An 18179-nucleotide genomic window follows, 5' to 3' on the forward strand; every position below is an offset into this window, starting at 1 on the left:
TCAACGCTTGAGATCGCCTTGGGAGGTTTCCCGCAACGTGGTCAAGGCAATCAATGCACACACCGCGGCCCCGGCCATGAAAAAACCCGGGATCAATAAGTTGCCGGTTGATCCAATCAACGAGGTCACGATGTAAGGCGTGATACCACCGCCCAGGATGGCACCCAGGTTGATGCTGATTGCCATGCCGGTATAACGAACACGGGTTGGAAACTGTTCCGCGTAGGTGGGGTAGCCCACGGACTGAATAACCGGCATCGGCAGCGTCGCCACAAAAAATGCCATGACCGCAATGATCAGGCTGCTGTTGTTCATCAACACCATCATCGGGATGACCAACACGGCATAGCCTACAAAGCCGATGGCCAGGGCTTTCTTGCGCCCGATGCGATCGGACAGGCCGCCCCAAAACGGCATCATCGCGGCCATGCACAGGCTGATGCCGGCAATCACCCAATAGATCTTGGCTTTTTCGAAATGCAGGTAGGTGGTCAAGTAGATGTTCATGAACACCAGGCCGATGTAGTACCCGGCGTTCTGTGCGAAGGCAAAAACCACCACGCGAAGCACTGCAGGCAGATTCTGGGTGAGCACCTCTTTGACCGGCGCAGTGGGCGGTTTTTCTACCGCCAGAAACGCTTTGAACTCAGGGGTCTCCTCGACGTTGTGGCGCATGATGCACGAGAAGATTACCAACGGAATGGCAAGGAAAAACGGAATACGCCACGCCCAGGCTTGCAGTTGCTGTGCATCGGCCAAGCCGGTTGTAATGCCGCAGATAATCGCCGCCATCGACCCACCAATGGCCACGCCGACAGGGGTGAAGGCCCCATAAAACCCGCGACGACCTTTGGGTGATGACTCGGCCAGGAATGCCGCAGCCCCGATCACTTCGCCCCCAGCAAAAAAGCCCTGTGCCAGGCGAATCAGCACCAGCAGGATCGGCGCGACAATGCCCACTTGGGCAGACGTCGGCAACAAGCCGATCATCGCCGTCGCGGTGCCCATCCCGATGACGGTGCTTAGCAAGACTTTGCGCCGGCCGATGCGGTCCGCCAGGCGGCCGAGCAAAATGCCGCCCAAAGGCCGTATCAAAAACGCACTGCCGAACACCGCAAGCGTGGCGAGCAATGCAGCGGCGGGGTTATCACTGGGAAAGAATAATGGCGCGATAATCGTCGCCATAAAGCCATACACACCGAACTCGTAATACTCGACCGCCGTACCCGTAGCGGCGGCAATCGCCGCCCGCTTGGCTACCTTAGTGGCACTGCTGTCAGTGGTTTTATTGAGCTCACCGAAGCGTGTCGATGGAGCCGTAGTAGCGATAACTCGAGACATAAACACCTTCCACTCTGACCGTTGGTCATTTGAGTTATTGAGGTGGACATTTCCACCCAGAAGTAACCCCATCGGGAGCCCAGGCAACACGGCACGCGTGGCCCCCAAAGGTTTCAATGCTCGACAGTAAGAATTTTTTTGAATGTGGGCTTTTTCATGTAGCGCTCCTGTTTTTATTGTTTGGCAGCTACGTTTTTTATGAGTGGGCGACCTCCAATCTTTTCAGCGTGCGCATGCGCGCCACGAACAGTGCCTGAGCCGTTCGCAAATCAATCAGTGAAAATCGAATGTCATCGCCCGGCATCAGTTGCGCCAACTTGGGCAAATCCACGCTCGCCACCTGCGCGATCCGCGGGTAGCCGCCGGTGGTTTGCCGGTCCGCCATCAAGACGATGGGCTGCCCGCCGGCGGGCACCTGCACGGTGCCAAACGCCACGCTTTCCGACAGCAGTTGTTTGGGCTGGATCAGATCCAGGGCGGCACCGTCCAATCGGTAGCCCATACGGTCCGAGGCGGCAGTCAGTTGATAGGGCTCATTCAGAAAATCATGCCGAGCCGTTTCAGAGAAATCAGCCCACTCGCGACCGTGAAGCACCCTGATGGAGACCGGGTGGGTGGGCGCGGCAAACAGCAAGCCCGCTGGGATATTGAACCGCGGCGGGTTGGCAAATGAAGAGCAAATGGGGATCACATCACCAGCGCTCAGCGCTCGCCCGAACTGCCCGCCAAACCCTCCTCGGCTATACGTGCTGCGGCTATTCATCACCGGTTGGAGCAGATAGCCACCGCTGACGGCCAGGTAGGCACGCGCACCGTATTCACGCTTTTCGAAACGGAGCACGGCACCCGGTTTTACGCACACGGCATGCCCTGGTTTCAGCGCAGCACCGTCCAGGCTTGCGCCCAGGTCGGCCCCGGCAATGGCGATCAGCGCCTTCGCTTGAAAGCAGAGCACGGGCCCCTGAATCGTCATTTCCAAGGTGGCGGCGGTTGTCGGGTTGCCGACCAACAGGTTGGCCAGTGCATGGGCGTCCTGGTCCATTGCGCCGTTGACCGGCACACCCCAATGCTGGAAGCCGACGCGCCCGGTGTCCTGAAAGGAGGAAAACATCCCGGGTCGGATCACCTTGATCGTCATCGCCGGTCTCCGGCCAGGTGCTCAAACTCACGGGCCGTGATCGGCACAAAGCGCACCTGATCGCCCCCCGTCAGCAGGCACGGCGGCTCATTGGCCGGCGAAAACAGGTTCAACGGCGTGCGGCCGACGATGTTCCAGCCGCCCGGCAAATCGGAGGGGTAGATGACGCTCTGGCGGTTGGCCAAGCCCACGCTGCCTTGTTTGACCAAGGTGCGCGGTACGGAGCGGCGAGCCAGCTTCAACGCGGGCTCGTGCATGCCAATATAGGGATGGCCCGGCGCAAAACCTACCATCAGCACATCGACCCACTGCCCGGTGTGCGCCGCAATCACTTCGCCAGGGGTCATGGCGCAAGCGTTGGCGATGCCCAACAGATCCGGCGCGTAATCGCCCTCGTAGCACACCGGAATATCCAGCCGTTTCGGGGTTGCGCTGGGGGCGGCCTGCAACTGTATCAGGGCGTTTTCCAGCATGTGGCTGACGGCGTCATACGGCAGTAACTCGGGGTGCCGCGTGGCGAAGACATCCGGGGAATAGTGGACCCCCACCGACACCATCGCGGGGATCACATCGGTGACACCGCTGAGCAAACCACGCGCCAGCCGGTCATGCAGGGTGGCGCTGAACGCCACGGCACGCCGGTTGGCCTGCGCGCTGAACACCGTCGCAAACACCACCACGATACAGCTGTCGCCACAGGGCTCGAACCGCCAATTCTGGGTAACACCCACAGGTCGGGCTGAATCGCGCACGTCACAGTTAACGTTGGACATAACGTCGTTTCTCTCATGCGGCAGGCATGAAGATCCGCCCGGCAAGGCTTCACAGTGTTATTAACGCCGTCGCTCTGGTGGCGACGGTCGCGCGGGGCGGCAATTACTTGGCGAAAAGCTGACTCATATCCTTGAACGCCTTGAACTCCAGGGCGTTGCCACAAGGATCAAACAGAAACATGGTGGCCTGCTCGCCAACCTGGCCCTGGAAGCGAATGTAGGGTTCGATGACGAACTGGGTTTCACGCGCTCTCAATCGATCCGCCAGGGCTTCCCACTGATCCCAGTGCAGGATGATCCCAAAATGCGGGACCGGCACATCGTGGCCATCGACCGGGTTGGAGTGCACCGATTCCTGGGAGTGCGTCTTGGGGTGTTCGTGGATGACCAGTTGGTGGCCGTAAAAGTCGAAATCGACCCATTGCGCACTCGAGCGACCTTCCGAGAGGCCAAACACGTCGCCATAGAAGTGGCGAGCGGCTGCAAGATCGTAAACGGGAATAGCTAGATGAAAGGGCGAAAGGCTCACGGTGGCTACCTGCAGGTTCTGTTATTTAGAACTCGATTCTTCACCAGAAAGACCTGCGGATAAAGCGGATATCTTTCGCCCTGAGCCTCAATTTTTTCGATGCTCGCGCCCTATTCCGGAACATCCAGCACGTCCATGACGCACGACCGAAACAAGGCGAAGAGCGGCAGCTGGCGCTGGGTGTACTTGGTCAGCAGCACGATTTCGCGAAAAAACGTGAGTTTGTCCAATCGCAAAACCCGCACGTCGCTGTCGTGTTCCAGCCACAAACCCGCCAAGGGCACCAAGGAAACCCCCAGCCCGCTGCGGACCATCTTGACGATGGCGTCCAGCTCGTCGAGTTCGAGTGTTTGTTGCGTCTGGATCTTTTGCTCCTTGAGAAACTGCGTGACCTGACGCCCACCGAACGAGCCCCGGTCATAACGCACAAATGGCTGTTCGCGGAGAATCTGCAAGGGGTCATCGCCCTGCACCTCCTTCGAGGTGATCAGCACAAAGGGCTCGCGCGCGATGACTTCGATATTGAGGTCTTTAGGCAGGTTGAACGGCGGATGAATCATGATCGCGAGGTCCAGCTCACCGGCATCCACCTGGCTGAGCAAGTTAAGCGAAACCCCGGGAACCAGGCTGACCTCAATGAACGGTGCCTGACGTTTAAGCGCCACCAGCGCCTTGGGCAGGATGCCGGTTTGCACGCTGCCGATGGCACCGATACGCAACGAGCCGTGGAAGTTGTTTGCACTGTCGGGCGCGCCCATGCGCGAGAAAATATCGAGGATTTCCTCCGCCAGCGGCACCGCCCGCTGCCCTGCAGAGTTCAGGGTGGCGGAGCGGCCGGTGCGGTCAAACAGCTTCACACCCAGCGCATCCTCAAGGTGCTTTATCTGCGCGCTCACCGCCGATTGCGTCAGCCCCACTTGCTGCCCGGCGGCGGCAAAGGTTCCACGCCGGGCGGCGTACACGAAGGTCCTTAATTCTCGAATCATCTTGGCACCCTATTAGTAATCTGCGCCGCGAGCGCGAAGAGGTGGCTGAGCATGCATAGGCACCGCTATATTGATCGTCAGCCAACAGCTCATTATTTGAATGAATAACCACAGGCCGCGTTAGAACAAAAAACAATACAGCCAAACTGTACAGTTTTTCTTTGCTCATGCTACCGTTCCAGCATGACTAAATCACCCTCACCCACCGAAAACCAATCAGCCGCCACCCTGGCCGCCGAGCTGCGTATATCCCTGGGCAAACTGATCCGCCGCCTGCGCGAACACACCCATCCCAATGATTTTACCTCCGCGCAAAAGTCCGTCCTGCTGCGCCTTGACCGCGATGGTCCGTCCACCGTGTCTGCCCTTGCCCGCGCCGAAAGCGTACGCCCGCAGTCCATGCGTATCACCGTGGCCGGGCTTGAGGCAATGCAGGCCGTCAGCGGCAAGCCGGACCCCAGCGATGGCCGGCAGACGCTGATCACGCTAACACCCACGTTCCGTAAACACCTCACCGAAAGCCGTGCAGCCAAAGACGACTGGCTGCTACGCGCGCTGCAAGAACAGCTGTCGCCCCAGGAACAAGACGAACTCGCCGCCGCGGTAAAACTGCTGGAGCGCCTCGCCGACTTTTGATTCACGCCCTACCCGCTCACGACCCACAACATCATCGGTTTGCTCGACAAAAAAAGAGGTGTTTGAACATGCAATGGCTTGACCTGCTGTCCTACTTCTTCGGCGGTTTTTTTCTAGCCAACGCCGTGCCACATTGCGTCAGCGGCGTGATGGGCAAGGCGTTCCAAACACCGTTTGCGCAGCCGCGTGGAGAGGGGTTGTCGTCATCGACAGTGAATGTGTTGTGGGGGTTTTTCAATCTGGTGATCGCTTACGTGCTGGTCTGCCGCGTCGGTGATTTCGACTTCAAGCAGACCAGTGATGGGGTCGCACTCGGGCTCGGCGGATTGGCGATCAGTCTGTACCTGGCACGGCACTTTGGCCGTTTTCACGGTGGCAACGCGCAGCAAGCGTCATGAGTTTCCTCGGCACCTTCCGCTCCCTGCGCAGTGTCAACTACCGCATCTGGGCGGCCGGCGCGCTGGTGTCGAATATCGGCACCTGGATGCAGCGCACTGCCCAGGACTGGCTGGTACTCACCCAACTCACCCCGCACAACGCCTCGGCGGTCGGCATCGTCATGGCGTTGCAGTTCGGGCCGCAGTTGCTGTTGTTGCCGTGGACCGGCTTTGCGGCCGACCACTATGACCAGCGCAAGTTGCTGATCGTCACTCAAGCGGTCATGGGCCTACTGGCGCTGACGCTTGGGGTGTTCACTGTCACCGGCTTTGTGCAGCTGTGGCACGTGTATGTGTTCGCGTTTTTGTCCGGCTGCGCCTCGGCGTTCGATGCGCCGGTGCGGCAGATCTTCGTGGCGGAACTGGTGGGCGAGAAAGACTTGTCCAACGCCATTGCGCTCAACTCCACCTCGTTCAACATGGCGCGCATGATCGGCCCGGCAGTGGCCGGCGTGACCATCGCGTCGGTCGGCACCGGCTGGGCGTTCCTGCTCAATGGCTCGAGCTTTTTCGCGGTACTGGTCTCGCTGTTTTTCCTGCGCGTCTCGGGCCAGCACACAAAAGTGCGGGCACTGCGTACCAAAGGCAGCCTCACCGAGGGCATGCGTTATGTGTGGGCGCGACCGGACCTGAAAGCGATCCTGCTGATGCTGTTCCTGATCGGCACCTTCGGCATGAACTTCCCGATTTTCATCTCGACCATGGCGGTCACCGTGTTCCATGCCGATGCGCGGGGCTACGGCCTGCTGACCTCGACCCTGGCCATCGGCACCATCGCCGGCGCGCTGCTGGCAGCCGGTCGCGAACGGCCACAGTTCAAGTCACTGCTGACCGGCGCGGCGGTGTTCGGGGTTGGCTGCACACTGGCGGCTTTGGCGCCGAACTACTGGATGTTCGCCATTGCGCTGGTGATCATCGGTGTGGGGGCCATGACCTTCAGCAACACCACCAACAGCCTGATGCAACTCACCACCGAGCCCGCCATGCGCGGCCGGGTGATCGCCTTGCGCGTGGGCGTTGCCTTGGGCGGCACACCCATTGGTGCGCCCATCGTCGGTTGGGTGGCCGACCACCTAGGCCCGCGCTGGGCGCTGGTGGTCGGCGCGGTGGCGGGCATGCTGGCCGTAGGCGTGGCGATCTACACCATGAACCGCCAGTTGGATCGGCCTGAGTAGACTCTGCACCGGCCACCTTGCATAGGGGGTGGGGGTATGCAATGATCCGCCCCATTATAGGTAGGGGGGGTATACAGTGGGCCATATAGCCGCAAACAAAGACAGCCTGATCAAGCGCGTCAAACGCATCGCCGGGCAGATCCAGGCCGTTGAAAGAGCGCTGGAGTCGGACCTCGACTGCGCCAAGACGCTGCACCTGGTAGCCGCCACACGCGGCGCCATCAATGGCTTGATGGAAGAAATCATCGAAGAGCACGCCAGGGCGCACGTGGCCGATCCCTCCCTCAGCGAGGAAGCACGCAACAGGGGCGTCGAAGAACTGCTTGAAGCCATCCGACGGTATTCCAAATGACCTTCGCAAATAGCACACACCCTCACACACACGAGCATGTGTTCCTCGGCTCGGCCCATGAGGAAAACGCCAAGCGCACCTTATGGGTGGTGATGTTGACGGTGGTCATGATGGTGGCGGAAATCGCCGCCGGGGCCATGACCGGTTCCATGGCCCTGTTGGCTGACGGCTTCCATATGGCGACCCACGCAGGCGCCTTGGGCATTGCCGCCGCGGCCTATGCCTATGCCAAACGCAATGCGGACAGCCCGCGCTACAGCTTCGGCACCGGCAAAGTCGGCGACCTGGGTGGCTTCGCCTCGGCGCTGATCCTGGCGTTGGTGTCCCTGGGCATTGGTGTCGAGTCAGTCATACGCCTGCTGCAACCTACTGAAGTACAGTTTGGTACGGCCACCCTGATTGCGGTCGTGGGGTTGGCGGTCAATATCGCCAGTGCGCTGTTGCTTGGCCACGGTCATAGCCATGGGCATGACCACGATCACGATCACGCCCACCACCCCCATGGCAACGACAACAACATGCGCTCAGCCTATGTGCATGTGATCGCCGATGCGCTGACGTCGGTGCTCGCCATCGCCGCGTTGCTCGCCGGGCGGTACCTGGGCTGGGTCTGGCTGGACCCGCTGATGGGCATCGTCGGCGCCATCGTGATTGCGCGATGGTCCTGGAGTTTGATGGGGGCAACCGCGGGTGTGCTGCTGGACCAAACAGATGAGCACGTCGCCGCTGAAATCCGCGAGTTGGTCGAACAACCCGGCGATGCGACGATCACCGACTTACACGTCTGGCGAGTGGGCCCCGACGCGCATGCGGCCATCGTGAGCGTGGTCGGCGGCGCGACAACGGATGCCAACAGCATTCGCGAGCGCCTCAAACCGGTCCATGAAGTGAGCCACCTCACCGTTGAGTTTCACGCGGCGTAGCTGCGCCCCTCTATTACATACCGGGTGAACCCTTGGCTAAAGATATCGAGAACCCCTGTATCTCCACCTGCCAGCTCAGTGGCGATTTATGCGTCAGCTGCGGACGGAGCAAGGACGACATCCGTAAATGGAAACGCATGAAACGCCCGGAGAAGATGGCCGCCGTGCAGCGCGCGACGTTGCGCCTCAAAGCGTTGAAAAAGGCCAAATAGGGCTGACGGTTCTACCAGCCCTCCTCAGCCGTCGATCAAGTACGCCCCACCGACCCGGTCACCGGAAGATTACCCAACAACTTGAGGCCGGTGCTCTTCACAAAAGTGTCGTAGTCCATCGGCTTTTCGATACGGGTTTCAGCGTTGGGCAACACGTAGGCCCAGGCGCGTTTGGATGAAGCGTCGTACACCAACTTGAACAGGCGCGTCGGCACCCAGACCTTGTTGTCGCCGATGGTGTTGTAGCCCGCATCAAACAGCGGCCCGGTGAACACAAATACATTGCCGCCGGCACGCGCGGCAAACTTGCGCACATCCGACTCGACCTTGCTCCAGATCTTGCGGTTGTTGGTGGGATCCTGCGGCACCATGTTCGACAGCGCGAAGGACTGGGCCATGGCATTGGCGCTCGGTGCATCGGCGGCTGGGGACTGGTGACCACGGTCCACGGCCGGGTGCTGGCTGCGGTAGTCACTCAACTCGGCGCGCGCGCCTTTGGGAATGCGCGGGTCCGGGTAAAACTGGTTGGTGCGCTCTTCGCCTTTGGCATCGCGCAGTTGGGCGGCGTTAAGGCGTTCGACCACCACCAACGGCGTCTTGCTGGTCTGTGAATAGAGCACCGCAAAGTTATCGGAACACAGCGCCAGAGGTTTCATGGTGGCGGGTACTGTGGCGGTGTTGATCGGTGTCGCGCCAGGAAACAGATCGGCGCAACCATCAAACGAAGGCCGCTTTTGTTTGCTGGAGTAAAGGTCGAGGGCCGCGCTCTGGCTGATCGAGCCGGAGCGGGAGGTGTGTTCCTGGGCGGGTGGTTTGATGAAGTCCAGCAGGCCACGGGCGTGCGCCCCGGTGGAGAGCAAAACAAGGGCCGACAGCCCGACTGCAATTTTGCGGAGGTGCATGCGTTAAATCTTATGGTGAGGGGTAAACGAAGGGTGAGTCCCGATGCTCGAGACCGAAAAGCGTACGGCCGTTGACAATCATGCGGGGCTTATTGACCCTCACAATCCACTTTAGTGCTGACCCTGCCTGATCGATTGCCAAGCGGCCTCAGCCAACAGTTCTCGGTGCTCCTGAGGACTCTTTTTGACTTTCGCCGAGAGCCAGGCACGTGAGTAACTTTCTGCCGAGCCGATGATCAGAGAGGGAATGAGTTCTGCCGGGAGGTGACTGAAGTACTCCTTGCGCCCTTCCACACTCATCCAGTCCTGCAACTGCCTGTTTCGCAATCGGTTGCGCGAAAGCAGTTCGTCCTTGAACGGGCCATTGGACACCGCGAAGCGGCTTTGGAAGACAAACCGCGCCCACTCGGGTTGTTCATCTACCCATTCAACGTAGCTATACACCAGCCCCACGACCCCAGCGTGCGCAGTGTCTGCGTCCTGCAGGTAGCGATCTCGAAGGGTGGCCTGGTCTTCCAGAGCGGCAAAAAAAAGCGCTGCGACAAGCCCCTCTTTATTGCCGAAGTGATGGTAGATGGCACCCACACTGGTGTCACATCGCGCACGAATGGTTTCGATATTCGTCGCTTCAATACCCACCTCGTTAAAGCATGCCAGCGCCTCGCGCAAAATGGTGCGCTTGAGCTCGCTGCGCCTGCCAGGAAAGGTACGCTCGATGAGATCGATAGAGTGCATGCAGAGAGACGCCAAATAAAAAGAGTTTATAGGTTCATCGACCGACAGAAAACGCTCGTGTTGACAGGCATCAATTTTACAGAATATTGTTCTGTTGCAGAATATTATTCCGTAACTAGCCTCAAGGATATCCAATGAGCCAAGCACTTAGCATGTTCAATAGCGTAGGTCCCGCCGCATTCAGCCAACTGGCGTGCCAGATGGCACCGTACTTCAGCACCATTTCGCCCGAGATCGCCGAGCTGAGCCCGAACCGTGCAGTCGTCAATGTGCCGTTTCGCAAGGAAATCACCAACCACCTGGCCTCCGTACACGCGATTGCACTGTGCAACGCTGCCGAGTTGGCCGGGGGCATGATGACGGACGTCTCGATTCCCGCAGGCGCCCGATGGATTCCGAAAGGCATGACGGTCGAATACCTTGCCAAGGCGAAATCGAATATCCGTGCCGTCGCTGAGGGCGCCGGTATCGATTGGCAATCCGCCGGGGACAAAATCGTCCCGGTGGACATCTTCGATGAAGAGGGCATCAAAGTGTTTACCGCCCACATTACGATGAATGTGAAACTCGCTTAGGTGTTGTTTCAGGCTCGGTTACGCCGTTGAATCGGCATAACCGCTGCCTGACCTGAATCAGATCAATGCCCAACCACCGCTGCCCCACCTGCAGAGCGCCGTACCGGTTTGAAACCATGGGCATACGCTGTCCACGCGATGGTCAGCGCTATCAGCAACAGCACCAGCATCGCCCACGGAAACGACGCGACACCCCACGTATCGAGCAACACCCCACCCACCACGCCACTGACGGCAATCGCGCTGTTCCACGCCACCACATTCAGCGACAACGCCACATCCGCGCCATCGCCCGCCGCATCTGCCAGGGCGGTTTGCAACAACGTCGCGGCGCCGCCGAAGCTCAAGCCCCACACCGCCACGCCGAGGTAAATCACCTGTGGCATATGTCCCAGAAACCCGAATACCACGCTCACCGTTGCAAATGTCGCCAGGCTCACCAGCACGGTCTTGCGCAATAGGGACTCAACTAATTTGGCCGTCAGCCAAATCCCCGCCAACGCGGCAATCCCAAACACCAGCAACACCACATCCACCCGATCACCCAACCCCGCCGCAGCCACAAACGGCGCGATATAGGTGTACAGAATGTTGTGCGCCAACATCCAACTGATCACCACCGCCAGCACCGGCCGCACACCGGGCGTGGTCAACACCTTGCCCAGCGATTGGCGCTGGTGCGCAGCCTGTGGGGGATAGTCCGGGACTTTCACCAACACCCACACGATCAGCACCAAAGTGAGCACCGACATAAGGCCGAACGTAGTGCGCCACCCCACCAGCCCGCCAAGCCAGGTTCCAAGCGGTACACCCAGGGACAGCGCAATCGGTGCGCCGACCATCGCCAACGCCAACGCCCTGCCCTGTTGATGAGGCGCAACCATACGCCGGGCATAACCTGCCAACAGGCTCCAGGCCAAACCCGCCGCCACACCGGCAAAGAAGCGCGCCACCAGGGTCACGCCGTAGTGGGACGACAGCGCGGTGATGGAATTGAACAGCAGGAAGCCGACGATGGTCAGCAACAACACATTGCGCCGGCGCCAGCCTCGGGTGGCAATGGTCATGGGGATCACCGCCAACACCGAACCCAGTGCGTAGGCGGTGACCATCTGCCCAGCCATGGACGGGGAAATCGCCAAGCCGTCACTGATCAACGGCAACAGGCCGGCAGGCAGGGTTTCGGTGACGATGCAGATAAAACCGGTCATTGCCAGGGCGAGCAACGCGCCGATGGGCAGGCGCTCGGACGACGCGGATAGGCTGAGTGAGGGGGTCACGGGGAAGCTCCTAGGACGACTTAAAGACTGATCGATACAAATGTTGCAGGCGCTCGCCATGCGTTGTCAACGACTTATGTATCGACTAGTATTTATCTCGTTATCAGAGGACTTCCGATATGGCACAAATGGGCCGCCCACGTAATTTCGACCGCGAACACGCCGTAGAACAGGCCATGCACCTGTTCTGGCAGCACGGTTACGACGCCACTTCCCTCGCGCAACTCAAGGCAGGCCTGGGTGGCGGCATCTCCGCGCCGAGTTTTTACGCGGCGTTCGGGTCCAAAGAGGCGCTGTTCGATGAGTGCGTGCAACGCTATCTGGCGACCTACGCCCAGGTCACCGAATGCCTGTGGGACGAAAACCTGCTACCACGCCAGGCGATCGAAACTGCGTTGCGCCAGTCGGCGCGCATGCAGTGCGAAGACGGGCATCCCAGAGGCTGCATGGTGGCACTCGGCGTGATGAGCGCGCCGAGCCCGGAGAATGCGCGGGTGGCGGATGCGCTGACACAGTCGCGGGCGCGCACCCGCGCGGGGATTGTGGCGTGTGTTGAGCGTGCGGTCCGTGCCGGGCAGTTGCCGGACACGCTTAATGTGGCGGCGATGGCGACGGTGTTTGATAGTTTTTTGCAGGGGGTTTCGATTTTGGCGCGGGATAACACGCCCCATGAAATCATTGATGCAGCGATCAGCCACATCCTGCTGACGTGGGATATGACCGCACGTCTTCAGAATGTCACTTCATGACAGGTAATACCCGATAGCCACCCAGGGCTGCCACGCTATCGCCGGCAGCCCTGGGGCAGGCGGTTCAATCGCCCTGTGGCGGGAGTTTCGTGCCCGGCACCGGCTCCTCAATGGTCAGCAGCACCAGGAAGCTGGCGAACGAACCGATGGCCATGAACAGGAACACCTGGGACCAGCCATAGCTATCCAGCAACAAGCCCACCAGAAATGGCGCAGCCGCCCCGCCCAACTGCCCGCCCATATTCACGATGGAACTGGCAATCGGGAAGGTCTTCTTGGTCGCCAGGCCCATCGGGTAAACCATATAGGACGAGTAGCCGATGCTGATCAGCGTACCGGTCATGAACAGCAAGGCGGCATACAGCGTTGGGTCATTCGGTGAGTTGATCAGCGCATACATGGTGCAGACCGTGGCCAGCGCCGAGAGCATCATCCCCGGCTTGCGGCGCTTGCCCAGCACACGGTCGGAAAGAATACCGCCGAGCAGGTTGCCGCAAATCGCCCCGACCCACGGCGCCGCCGAAACAAAGCCCATGTGCATGATCGAGAACTGCTTGACCGTCATCAGGTACGTCGGAATCCATGACAACAGCACCATGGTGATACCCACCTGGAAACTGTAGCTAAGCGCACAGCCGACCACGTTCCAAGAGCGAAACAGCCCTCGGCTGGTGGCAATGGGCTCTACCGACCTGACCCGGATAAAGGCGTCCAGGCGTTGAAAGTGCCGTTGGGCGCCTTCGGTTTTCTGGGTAATAACGTTGTTGGTTTCACTGGTGATATGCGCCAGTTCGCCCGCATTCACAAAGCGGCTTTGCGCCGGCTGGTTCGCCACCAGGAAGTACCAGGCGATGGACAGCACAATGCCCGGCACCGCGAAGATGTAGAAGATCTCGCGCCAGCCCCACATCGCCACAATGGCCACACACAACGGCGGCACGATCACCGGGCCGAACTTCACCGCGGCAAGGAAAATACCGGTGGCTGTGCCCTTCTCTTTGGCCGGGAACCAGTGGTTGATCGTCGCCGCGATACCAATCGGCAAAGGGCCTTCGGCGATGCCCAGGGCAAAGCGATAAATCTTCAGTGCCAGCACCGAATTGACCGTACCCATCAAGGCGGTGAACAGCGACGTGGCAATCATTGAAAACGAGAAGATCTTGCGTACCCCGAAACGACTGGAGGCGAAGCCGGAGGGGATCTGAGCCAGCGCATAGGCCAGCAGGAACACACTGAGCAACGCGCCCGCCTCGGCGTTGGTCATCGGGTATTCCTCGCGAATAAATGGCAAGGCTACGCCGAGGTTCGCGCGGTCGGCTGAGGCCACGGTGTACACAAGGAAAAACAGCCCTGCGACGATCCAGCGAAAACGCGACGGTTTTTCAGCGGTGGAGTCCAGATTACTCATGCGCAATACCTGATTTTATTATTGGAATATGCCGTGTGTGCCGAATCCCGGGTGCACGCTCCCGCTGAGGCTTGGATGGAAGCCTCACATCAGGTGTTTTCAGGTGCTTGTAAATCTCAGGCAGGAGTCATTGCCCGGTATCGTGGCGCCGACTCTAACGCATATTGTTTTAACTTTGTATTTATTTATCGACGAACGGGTGACTCGCCACGCCGCGCCATAAAGCGCAAATAGGCCATGCGAATATGGGTTTGCATGGCACGCTTAGCCAGCTCGCCGTCGTTTTGCTCGATGGCGTAGGTGATGTCCAGGTGCTGCTGCAGGCTGCGCTCAAGGTCCGCCGGACGGTAGAGAAAAAATGAGCGGGTGATGACCGGCATATCGATCAACGTCGCAAGCATCGACTTGAGCCGTTGCGAGCGGGCGATCTCCAACACCTGACTATGAAACGCACGGTTAGCCTCTTGTACCCGCAGCGTCACGTCCGGGCCTTTACTGGCGATGGCGGCGGCCATCTGTTCGTTGATGCGCTGCAGTTCGACCACGTCTTGCGCAGTGGCGCGCTGGGCGGCGAGCATTGCGGCGTGGGGCTCGAGCAGCTCGCGAAAGCTGAACATCTCCTCAAGATCCCATTGGGTCCAACCGGCGACAAACACCCCACGGTTGGCCTCGATCACCGCCAGCCCATCATCCACCAGCTTCTTCAGCGATGCGCGCACCGGCGTGCGGCTCAGGCCGAACTCCTTGCCCAGCGGCTCTTCCTTGAGCTGCGTACCGGGTTCGTACTGCCCGGCAATGATGCGGTTTCTCAGGGTTTCGTAGATGAGATCGCTGGCCATGTTTCCCTTCTGTCTCGATGTTTATCAGGGCTCTACCCTGGGTCGCCTGCGCCGGATTCTGAGGCTTGTCGCCAGCCAATGACAGGGGACCATCAATCGACTTTGTACAAAAATCGTTTGCAATCGCCTAAATTGTATTTTAATTGTATTGCCACCTGAATCCGGAGGCGACATGAAAATAACAATCATAGGGCTCGGCGAAGTGGGCCGATGCTATGCCCAAGCCCTGGCGTCTAACACCACCGTGGAGCTGCACTTCTGTGAACAACGCACCGCCCCAGCCGCGCAAAGACTGGCAGATGAATTGGGCGTGGTGATCCACCCGTGTGTTGGCGATTGGCTGGCCGAATCCGACTGCGTGCTGTCCTGCGTGGTAGGCACCCAATCCTTGGAGGTCACCCGCGACGCCCTGGCCTACCTCAAGCCCGGCACACTGTTCGCCGACCTCACGACCGCCGCCCCTGAACACAAACGCATCGCCGGTCGCGAAGCGGCTGAACAGCACATCAATTACGTGGACGTCGCGATCATGGGCGCCATTGCCTACCTGCGGGAAAAGACCCCGTTGCTGTGCTCCGGCGCCAAGGCCGATGCCTTTGTCGAACTGTTGCTCGCGGCGGGAGCCAATGCCCGCGCCCTGCCCGCCAGCCAACCGGGCGATGCAATGACGCTGAAGATCCTGCGCAGCGTGTTCACCAAAGGCATGGAAGCACTGGCCGTGGAAGTACTCCTGGCCGCCGAACGCCAGCAACTGCGTCCGGCACTGTACGACGTGCTGGCCGATATCGACCAGGCACCCTTGCCTACCTTTCTGGAAATGCTCGTGTCCACCCACGTGGTGCACGCCACACGCCGCTTGCACGAGGTCGAAGAAGCCGAGCGACAACTGGCGTTGCTGGGCATTGCCAGCAGTGTGTTGGGCGGCGTTCGCCAACGCTTCAGCCAAAGCAGCGAAGGCTTGGCCGCCGAACCGCTCACCGAAGAAAAACCAAGCCTGGCCCAGGCGCTGGACTGGCTGGGGCGACATACCCCCGCCGCTTGAAACCCAACCTACAAAAACGGAAACCCGCCATGCCAATCACCCAAGACCAACTCGACACTCTCAAACAACTGGGCACCGCCACCATCCACGAAGCCCAAGGCCAGAAAGGCGCGCTGGACAGCGGCCTGCGCCCAGTCGACCCAAGCCTGCGCCTGGCCGGCCCTGCCCTGACGGTGGATTGCCGTCCCGACGACAACCTGGCGATTCACTACGCCCTGACCAAAGCCAAGCCCGGCGACGTGCTGGTGGTGGACGCCAAGGGCTTTATGGAAGCCGGCCCGTGGGGCGACCTGCTGACCTTGGCTTCGCAAAAACTCGGCATTGTCGGCCTGGTCATGAACGGCGCCGTGCGCGATGCAAATGCGATCATCGAAATGGGCTTCCCAACGTTCTCGCGTGGCCTGAGCATCAAGGGCACCAATAAGTGCCAGCCGGGCAAAGTGAACGTACCAATCGTGATTGGCGGCGTCAGTATCAAACCGGGAGACATCATCGTCGGTGACCGCGATGGCCTGGTGGTGGTAGAGCAGGATCAGGTTGAGGAAGTCATTCGCTTGAGCCGTAGCCGGGAAGACAAGGAGGACGGCATTCGCGCAGGCCTCGAGGCCGGGAAAAGCACGGTTGACCTGCTGGGGTTGGCGCCGACGCTAGAGAAATTCGGCATGCGCTAAAACAACACACTCGAAAAATCACAGCAGCCCCTATTTAACGCCCTTTCGCAGTAGCACTGAACGCGTGAATCTTGTCGACGATCTGCCGTGAAGCCGTCCTGATCGCCGTTGTGGTGTTACCCGCGATATGCGGCGTCAGTTGCGCGCTGGGGATGCCGGTCAATGGCGAATCGAAGCGGTCTTTTTCCTGGGCAAAGGTATCAATGGCAACCGCTTTTATGTGCCTGGGAAACTCAGTCATAAAGGTTGCCAACTGGTGTTCGTCGACGATGCCACCGCGAGCGCTATTGATCAGTATCGAACCTTGGCGCATCTGCCTGAACTCATTGCTGCCGAACAGGCCTCGGGTAAGCGGCGTCAGCGGCACATGGATCGAAACGATGTCGGCCTCTCCCAGCAACTGCTCGAGGGTGGGTCTTCGCTCAAGTTCAAGGCTACCTGCGACCTGCTCCGTGAAGCGCTCTGAGCCGGTGGCGATGACCTTGATACCTAGCGCTCGGGCCTTACGGGCCACCTGTTGCGCAATGCTGCCAGTGCCCACCAACCCAAGTGTGAGTTCGCAGAGTTCACGGGCTGGCGCCACGCTGCCTTTGGACCAATGGCCGTTGTGCGTTTGTGCGTTGTAGTGATCCAGATCCCTGGAGAGAAACAATGCCTGGGCCACGACGTATTCGGCGACCGCGGCCGCGTTGGACCCCGGAGTATTCAGTATCGTCACGCCACACTGCTCACACGCTTGCCGGTCGATATGGTTAACCCCGGCGCCAGCCTGGGCGATGGCGCTAAGCGGCGTTGCCAGCGCGGATGAGGCTGCGGCGCGAATCAGCCCACTCCCAAGTGGGATGTTCAAGCGCGTCTTGAACACGCTGTAACCCCCTGCCCGAGTCACTGCGGCGATAAAGTCTGGCTCGTCATGGCAGTTGATCTCGGCATATTGAATGCGCTCGCCGTAGTGTTTTTTGATGCGGTCTTTATCGGCGAAGCAGTAGAGATTCAAGGTGACGGCCAAGCCCAGCTCAAGGAAGCGGTCGACTTCCTCGAACAACAACGGCGGGCCGGGCGCGTCCAGTATCAGGGTGGTAAATGCCATGCACTTGATCCTCTTGAAGGGAAGCCAAACCTACTATTTTTTGCCCTATTACTTACTCAGCGCATTGCCCAAACGCAGCATGGCCGCTTCAATTTCATAGGCGGTCAAGGACGAATAGCCCAGTAACCATCCTTGTTTCTTCTCCTCGCCGGCGTACGCCGTTCTCAACGGCCGTTTACCGCGCGGCAAACCGGTCGCCAAACCCGCCACCCGCAAAGGAGCCGCCAACTGATGCCCCCTATAAAGAGAAATAGCGGCGTGCACCGCATCCAAGAATGAGGCAATTCGCAGGAGACTCAACCTCGAACACACCTTTAAGGTGAGTGGATAGACGACATTTTCCATCGTTATCAAGTGTGATTTTAATCTCTGTTGGACGTTTCTTG

The 18179-nt window shown here is 59.6% G+C and carries 22 protein-coding genes; 10 read left to right on the forward strand and 12 right to left on the reverse strand.

Annotated elements, in window-relative coordinates; genetic code table 11:
* From BFL40_RS24715 to BFL40_RS24735, 5 genes are all read right to left on the reverse strand, one after another.
* Positions 1–1341, reverse strand: a complete 1341-nt coding sequence (locus BFL40_RS24715; RefSeq protein WP_071486382.1) for an MFS transporter — start codon at positions 1339–1341, stop codon at positions 1–3.
* A 196-nt stretch (positions 1342–1537) separates the two neighbouring features.
* The gene (locus BFL40_RS24720) at positions 1538–2479 is read right to left on the reverse strand and encodes a 5-oxoprolinase subunit C family protein (RefSeq protein WP_071486383.1); all 942 of its coding nucleotides are present in this window, start codon (positions 2477–2479) and stop codon (positions 1538–1540) included.
* On the reverse strand, positions 2476–3252 hold the full coding sequence (locus BFL40_RS24725; protein WP_071486384.1) for a 5-oxoprolinase subunit B family protein: 777 nt from the start codon (positions 3250–3252) through the stop codon (positions 2476–2478). Before BFL40_RS24725 ends, BFL40_RS24720 begins: the two co-directional genes overlap by 4 nt.
* A gap of 103 nt (positions 3253–3355) precedes the next feature.
* Positions 3356–3781 (reverse strand): VOC family protein, encoded by a 426-nt coding sequence (locus tag BFL40_RS24730; protein ID WP_071486385.1) that lies wholly within the window; start codon positions 3779–3781, stop codon positions 3356–3358.
* 110 nt (positions 3782–3891) lie between these two features.
* Complete coding sequence (locus BFL40_RS24735) at positions 3892–4767, reverse strand: LysR family transcriptional regulator (RefSeq protein ID WP_071486386.1); 876 nt, start codon at positions 4765–4767, stop codon at positions 3892–3894.
* A gap of 183 nt (positions 4768–4950) precedes the next feature.
* On the opposite strand from BFL40_RS24735, the gene BFL40_RS24740 reads away from it, so the two are divergent.
* The 6 genes from BFL40_RS24740 (at position 4951) to BFL40_RS33285 (ending at position 8502) form a co-directional block, all read left to right on the forward strand.
* Positions 4951–5403: a MarR family winged helix-turn-helix transcriptional regulator gene (locus BFL40_RS24740; RefSeq protein WP_071486387.1), complete on the forward strand. Its 453-nt coding sequence runs from the start codon at positions 4951–4953 to the stop codon at positions 5401–5403.
* A 68-nt stretch (positions 5404–5471) separates the two neighbouring features.
* Positions 5472–5801: a hypothetical protein gene (locus BFL40_RS24745; protein WP_071486388.1), complete on the forward strand. Its 330-nt coding sequence runs from the start codon at positions 5472–5474 to the stop codon at positions 5799–5801.
* On the forward strand, positions 5798–7015 hold the full coding sequence (locus tag BFL40_RS24750) for an MFS transporter (protein WP_071486389.1): 1218 nt from the start codon (positions 5798–5800) through the stop codon (positions 7013–7015). Before BFL40_RS24745 ends, BFL40_RS24750 begins: the two co-directional genes overlap by 4 nt.
* Before the next feature lie 76 nt (positions 7016–7091).
* Positions 7092–7367: a metal/formaldehyde-sensitive transcriptional repressor gene (locus BFL40_RS24755; protein ID WP_071486390.1), complete on the forward strand. Its 276-nt coding sequence runs from the start codon at positions 7092–7094 to the stop codon at positions 7365–7367.
* Positions 7364–8290 (forward strand): CDF family Co(II)/Ni(II) efflux transporter DmeF, encoded by a 927-nt coding sequence (gene dmeF, locus BFL40_RS24760; RefSeq protein ID WP_071486391.1) that lies wholly within the window; start codon positions 7364–7366, stop codon positions 8288–8290. The genes BFL40_RS24755 and dmeF overlap by 4 nt, the downstream gene beginning before the upstream one ends.
* A gap of 32 nt (positions 8291–8322) precedes the next feature.
* Complete coding sequence (locus BFL40_RS33285; protein WP_064453335.1) at positions 8323–8502, forward strand: DUF1289 domain-containing protein; 180 nt, start codon at positions 8323–8325, stop codon at positions 8500–8502.
* Positions 8503–8537: 35 nt separating this feature from the next.
* On the opposite strand, the gene BFL40_RS24765 is transcribed toward BFL40_RS33285, so the two are convergent.
* Positions 8538–9404, reverse strand: coding sequence for a DNA/RNA non-specific endonuclease (locus BFL40_RS24765; protein WP_071486392.1), 867 nt, complete (start codon positions 9402–9404; stop codon positions 8538–8540).
* Positions 9405–9515: 111 nt separating this feature from the next.
* Complete coding sequence (locus tag BFL40_RS24770; RefSeq protein WP_071486474.1) at positions 9516–10139, reverse strand: TetR/AcrR family transcriptional regulator; 624 nt, start codon at positions 10137–10139, stop codon at positions 9516–9518.
* A 134-nt stretch (positions 10140–10273) separates the two neighbouring features.
* Between BFL40_RS24770 and BFL40_RS24775 the strand changes: the two genes are divergently transcribed.
* Positions 10274–10714, forward strand: a complete 441-nt coding sequence (locus BFL40_RS24775) for a hotdog fold domain-containing protein (RefSeq protein ID WP_071486393.1) — start codon at positions 10274–10276, stop codon at positions 10712–10714.
* Between the two features lie 62 nt (positions 10715–10776).
* Here the strand turns inward: BFL40_RS24775 and BFL40_RS24780 are convergent, their stop codons facing one another.
* Entirely contained in the window at positions 10777–11994 is a 1218-nt protein-coding gene (locus BFL40_RS24780) for an MFS transporter (protein ID WP_071486394.1), read from the reverse strand.
* Between the two features lie 119 nt (positions 11995–12113).
* Between BFL40_RS24780 and BFL40_RS24785 the strand changes: the two genes are divergently transcribed.
* Entirely contained in the window at positions 12114–12743 is a 630-nt protein-coding gene (locus BFL40_RS24785; protein ID WP_071486395.1) for a TetR/AcrR family transcriptional regulator, read from the forward strand.
* Between the two features lie 64 nt (positions 12744–12807).
* On the opposite strand, the gene BFL40_RS24790 is transcribed toward BFL40_RS24785, so the two are convergent.
* Positions 12808–14151 (reverse strand): MFS transporter, encoded by a 1344-nt coding sequence (locus BFL40_RS24790; RefSeq protein WP_071486396.1) that lies wholly within the window; start codon positions 14149–14151, stop codon positions 12808–12810.
* 185 nt (positions 14152–14336) lie between these two features.
* A complete protein-coding gene (locus BFL40_RS24795; RefSeq protein WP_071486397.1) occupies positions 14337–14990 on the reverse strand; it encodes a GntR family transcriptional regulator in 654 nt (217 codons plus the stop codon).
* Positions 14991–15162: 172 nt separating this feature from the next.
* Here BFL40_RS24795 and BFL40_RS24800 point away from each other — a divergent pair, with 172 nt between their 5' ends.
* Together BFL40_RS24800 and BFL40_RS24805 are read left to right on the forward strand one after the other, a co-directional pair.
* Entirely contained in the window at positions 15163–16032 is an 870-nt protein-coding gene (locus BFL40_RS24800) for an NAD(P)-dependent oxidoreductase (RefSeq protein WP_071486398.1), read from the forward strand.
* Positions 16033–16061: 29 nt separating this feature from the next.
* On the forward strand, positions 16062–16703 hold the full coding sequence (locus tag BFL40_RS24805; protein WP_071486399.1) for a 4-carboxy-4-hydroxy-2-oxoadipate aldolase/oxaloacetate decarboxylase: 642 nt from the start codon (positions 16062–16064) through the stop codon (positions 16701–16703).
* Positions 16704–16737: 34 nt separating this feature from the next.
* On the opposite strand, the gene BFL40_RS24810 is transcribed toward BFL40_RS24805, so the two are convergent.
* Together BFL40_RS24810 and BFL40_RS33865 are read right to left on the reverse strand one after the other, a co-directional pair.
* Positions 16738–17793, reverse strand: coding sequence for an NAD(P)-dependent oxidoreductase (locus BFL40_RS24810; protein ID WP_071486400.1), 1056 nt, complete (start codon positions 17791–17793; stop codon positions 16738–16740).
* Between the two features lie 48 nt (positions 17794–17841).
* Positions 17842–18138 carry a hypothetical protein gene (locus BFL40_RS33865; RefSeq protein ID WP_139213491.1) on the reverse strand — a complete coding sequence of 99 codons (297 nt, stop codon included), beginning with the start codon at positions 18136–18138 and terminating at the stop codon, positions 17842–17844.
* Positions 18139–18179: the final 41 nt, after the last annotated feature.

This window comes from Pseudomonas costantinii, assembly GCF_001870435.1.
Lineage (GTDB): Bacteria > Pseudomonadota > Gammaproteobacteria > Pseudomonadales > Pseudomonadaceae > Aquipseudomonas > Aquipseudomonas costantinii.

Coding starts and splice junctions, on each gene's coding strand:
- BFL40_RS24790 (WP_071486396.1), bottom strand. CDS start 14,151: ATGAGTAATCTGGACTCCACCGCTGAAAAACCGTCGCGTTTTCGCTGG.
- BFL40_RS24770 (WP_071486474.1), bottom strand. CDS start 10,139: ATGCACTCTATCGATCTCATCGAGCGTACCTTTCCTGGCAGGCGCAGC.
- BFL40_RS24740 (WP_071486387.1), top strand. CDS start 4,951: ATGACTAAATCACCCTCACCCACCGAAAACCAATCAGCCGCCACCCTG.
- BFL40_RS24720 (WP_071486383.1), bottom strand. CDS start 2,479: ATGACGATCAAGGTGATCCGACCCGGGATGTTTTCCTCCTTTCAGGAC.
- BFL40_RS24785 (WP_071486395.1), top strand. CDS start 12,114: ATGGCACAAATGGGCCGCCCACGTAATTTCGACCGCGAACACGCCGTA.
- BFL40_RS24735 (WP_071486386.1), bottom strand. CDS start 4,767: ATGATTCGAGAATTAAGGACCTTCGTGTACGCCGCCCGGCGTGGAACC.
- BFL40_RS24745 (WP_071486388.1), top strand. CDS start 5,472: ATGCAATGGCTTGACCTGCTGTCCTACTTCTTCGGCGGTTTTTTTCTA.
- BFL40_RS24765 (WP_071486392.1), bottom strand. CDS start 9,404: ATGCACCTCCGCAAAATTGCAGTCGGGCTGTCGGCCCTTGTTTTGCTC.
- BFL40_RS24810 (WP_071486400.1), bottom strand. CDS start 17,793: ATGGCATTTACCACCCTGATACTGGACGCGCCCGGCCCGCCGTTGTTG.
- BFL40_RS24800 (WP_071486398.1), top strand. CDS start 15,163: ATGAAAATAACAATCATAGGGCTCGGCGAAGTGGGCCGATGCTATGCC.
- BFL40_RS24795 (WP_071486397.1), bottom strand. CDS start 14,990: ATGGCCAGCGATCTCATCTACGAAACCCTGAGAAACCGCATCATTGCC.
- BFL40_RS24750 (WP_071486389.1), top strand. CDS start 5,798: ATGAGTTTCCTCGGCACCTTCCGCTCCCTGCGCAGTGTCAACTACCGC.
- BFL40_RS24715 (WP_071486382.1), bottom strand. CDS start 1,341: ATGTCTCGAGTTATCGCTACTACGGCTCCATCGACACGCTTCGGTGAG.
- BFL40_RS24725 (WP_071486384.1), bottom strand. CDS start 3,252: ATGTCCAACGTTAACTGTGACGTGCGCGATTCAGCCCGACCTGTGGGT.
- BFL40_RS24805 (WP_071486399.1), top strand. CDS start 16,062: ATGCCAATCACCCAAGACCAACTCGACACTCTCAAACAACTGGGCACC.
- BFL40_RS24775 (WP_071486393.1), top strand. CDS start 10,274: ATGAGCCAAGCACTTAGCATGTTCAATAGCGTAGGTCCCGCCGCATTC.
- dmeF (WP_071486391.1), top strand. CDS start 7,364: ATGACCTTCGCAAATAGCACACACCCTCACACACACGAGCATGTGTTC.
- BFL40_RS33865 (WP_139213491.1), bottom strand. CDS start 18,138: ATGGAAAATGTCGTCTATCCACTCACCTTAAAGGTGTGTTCGAGGTTG.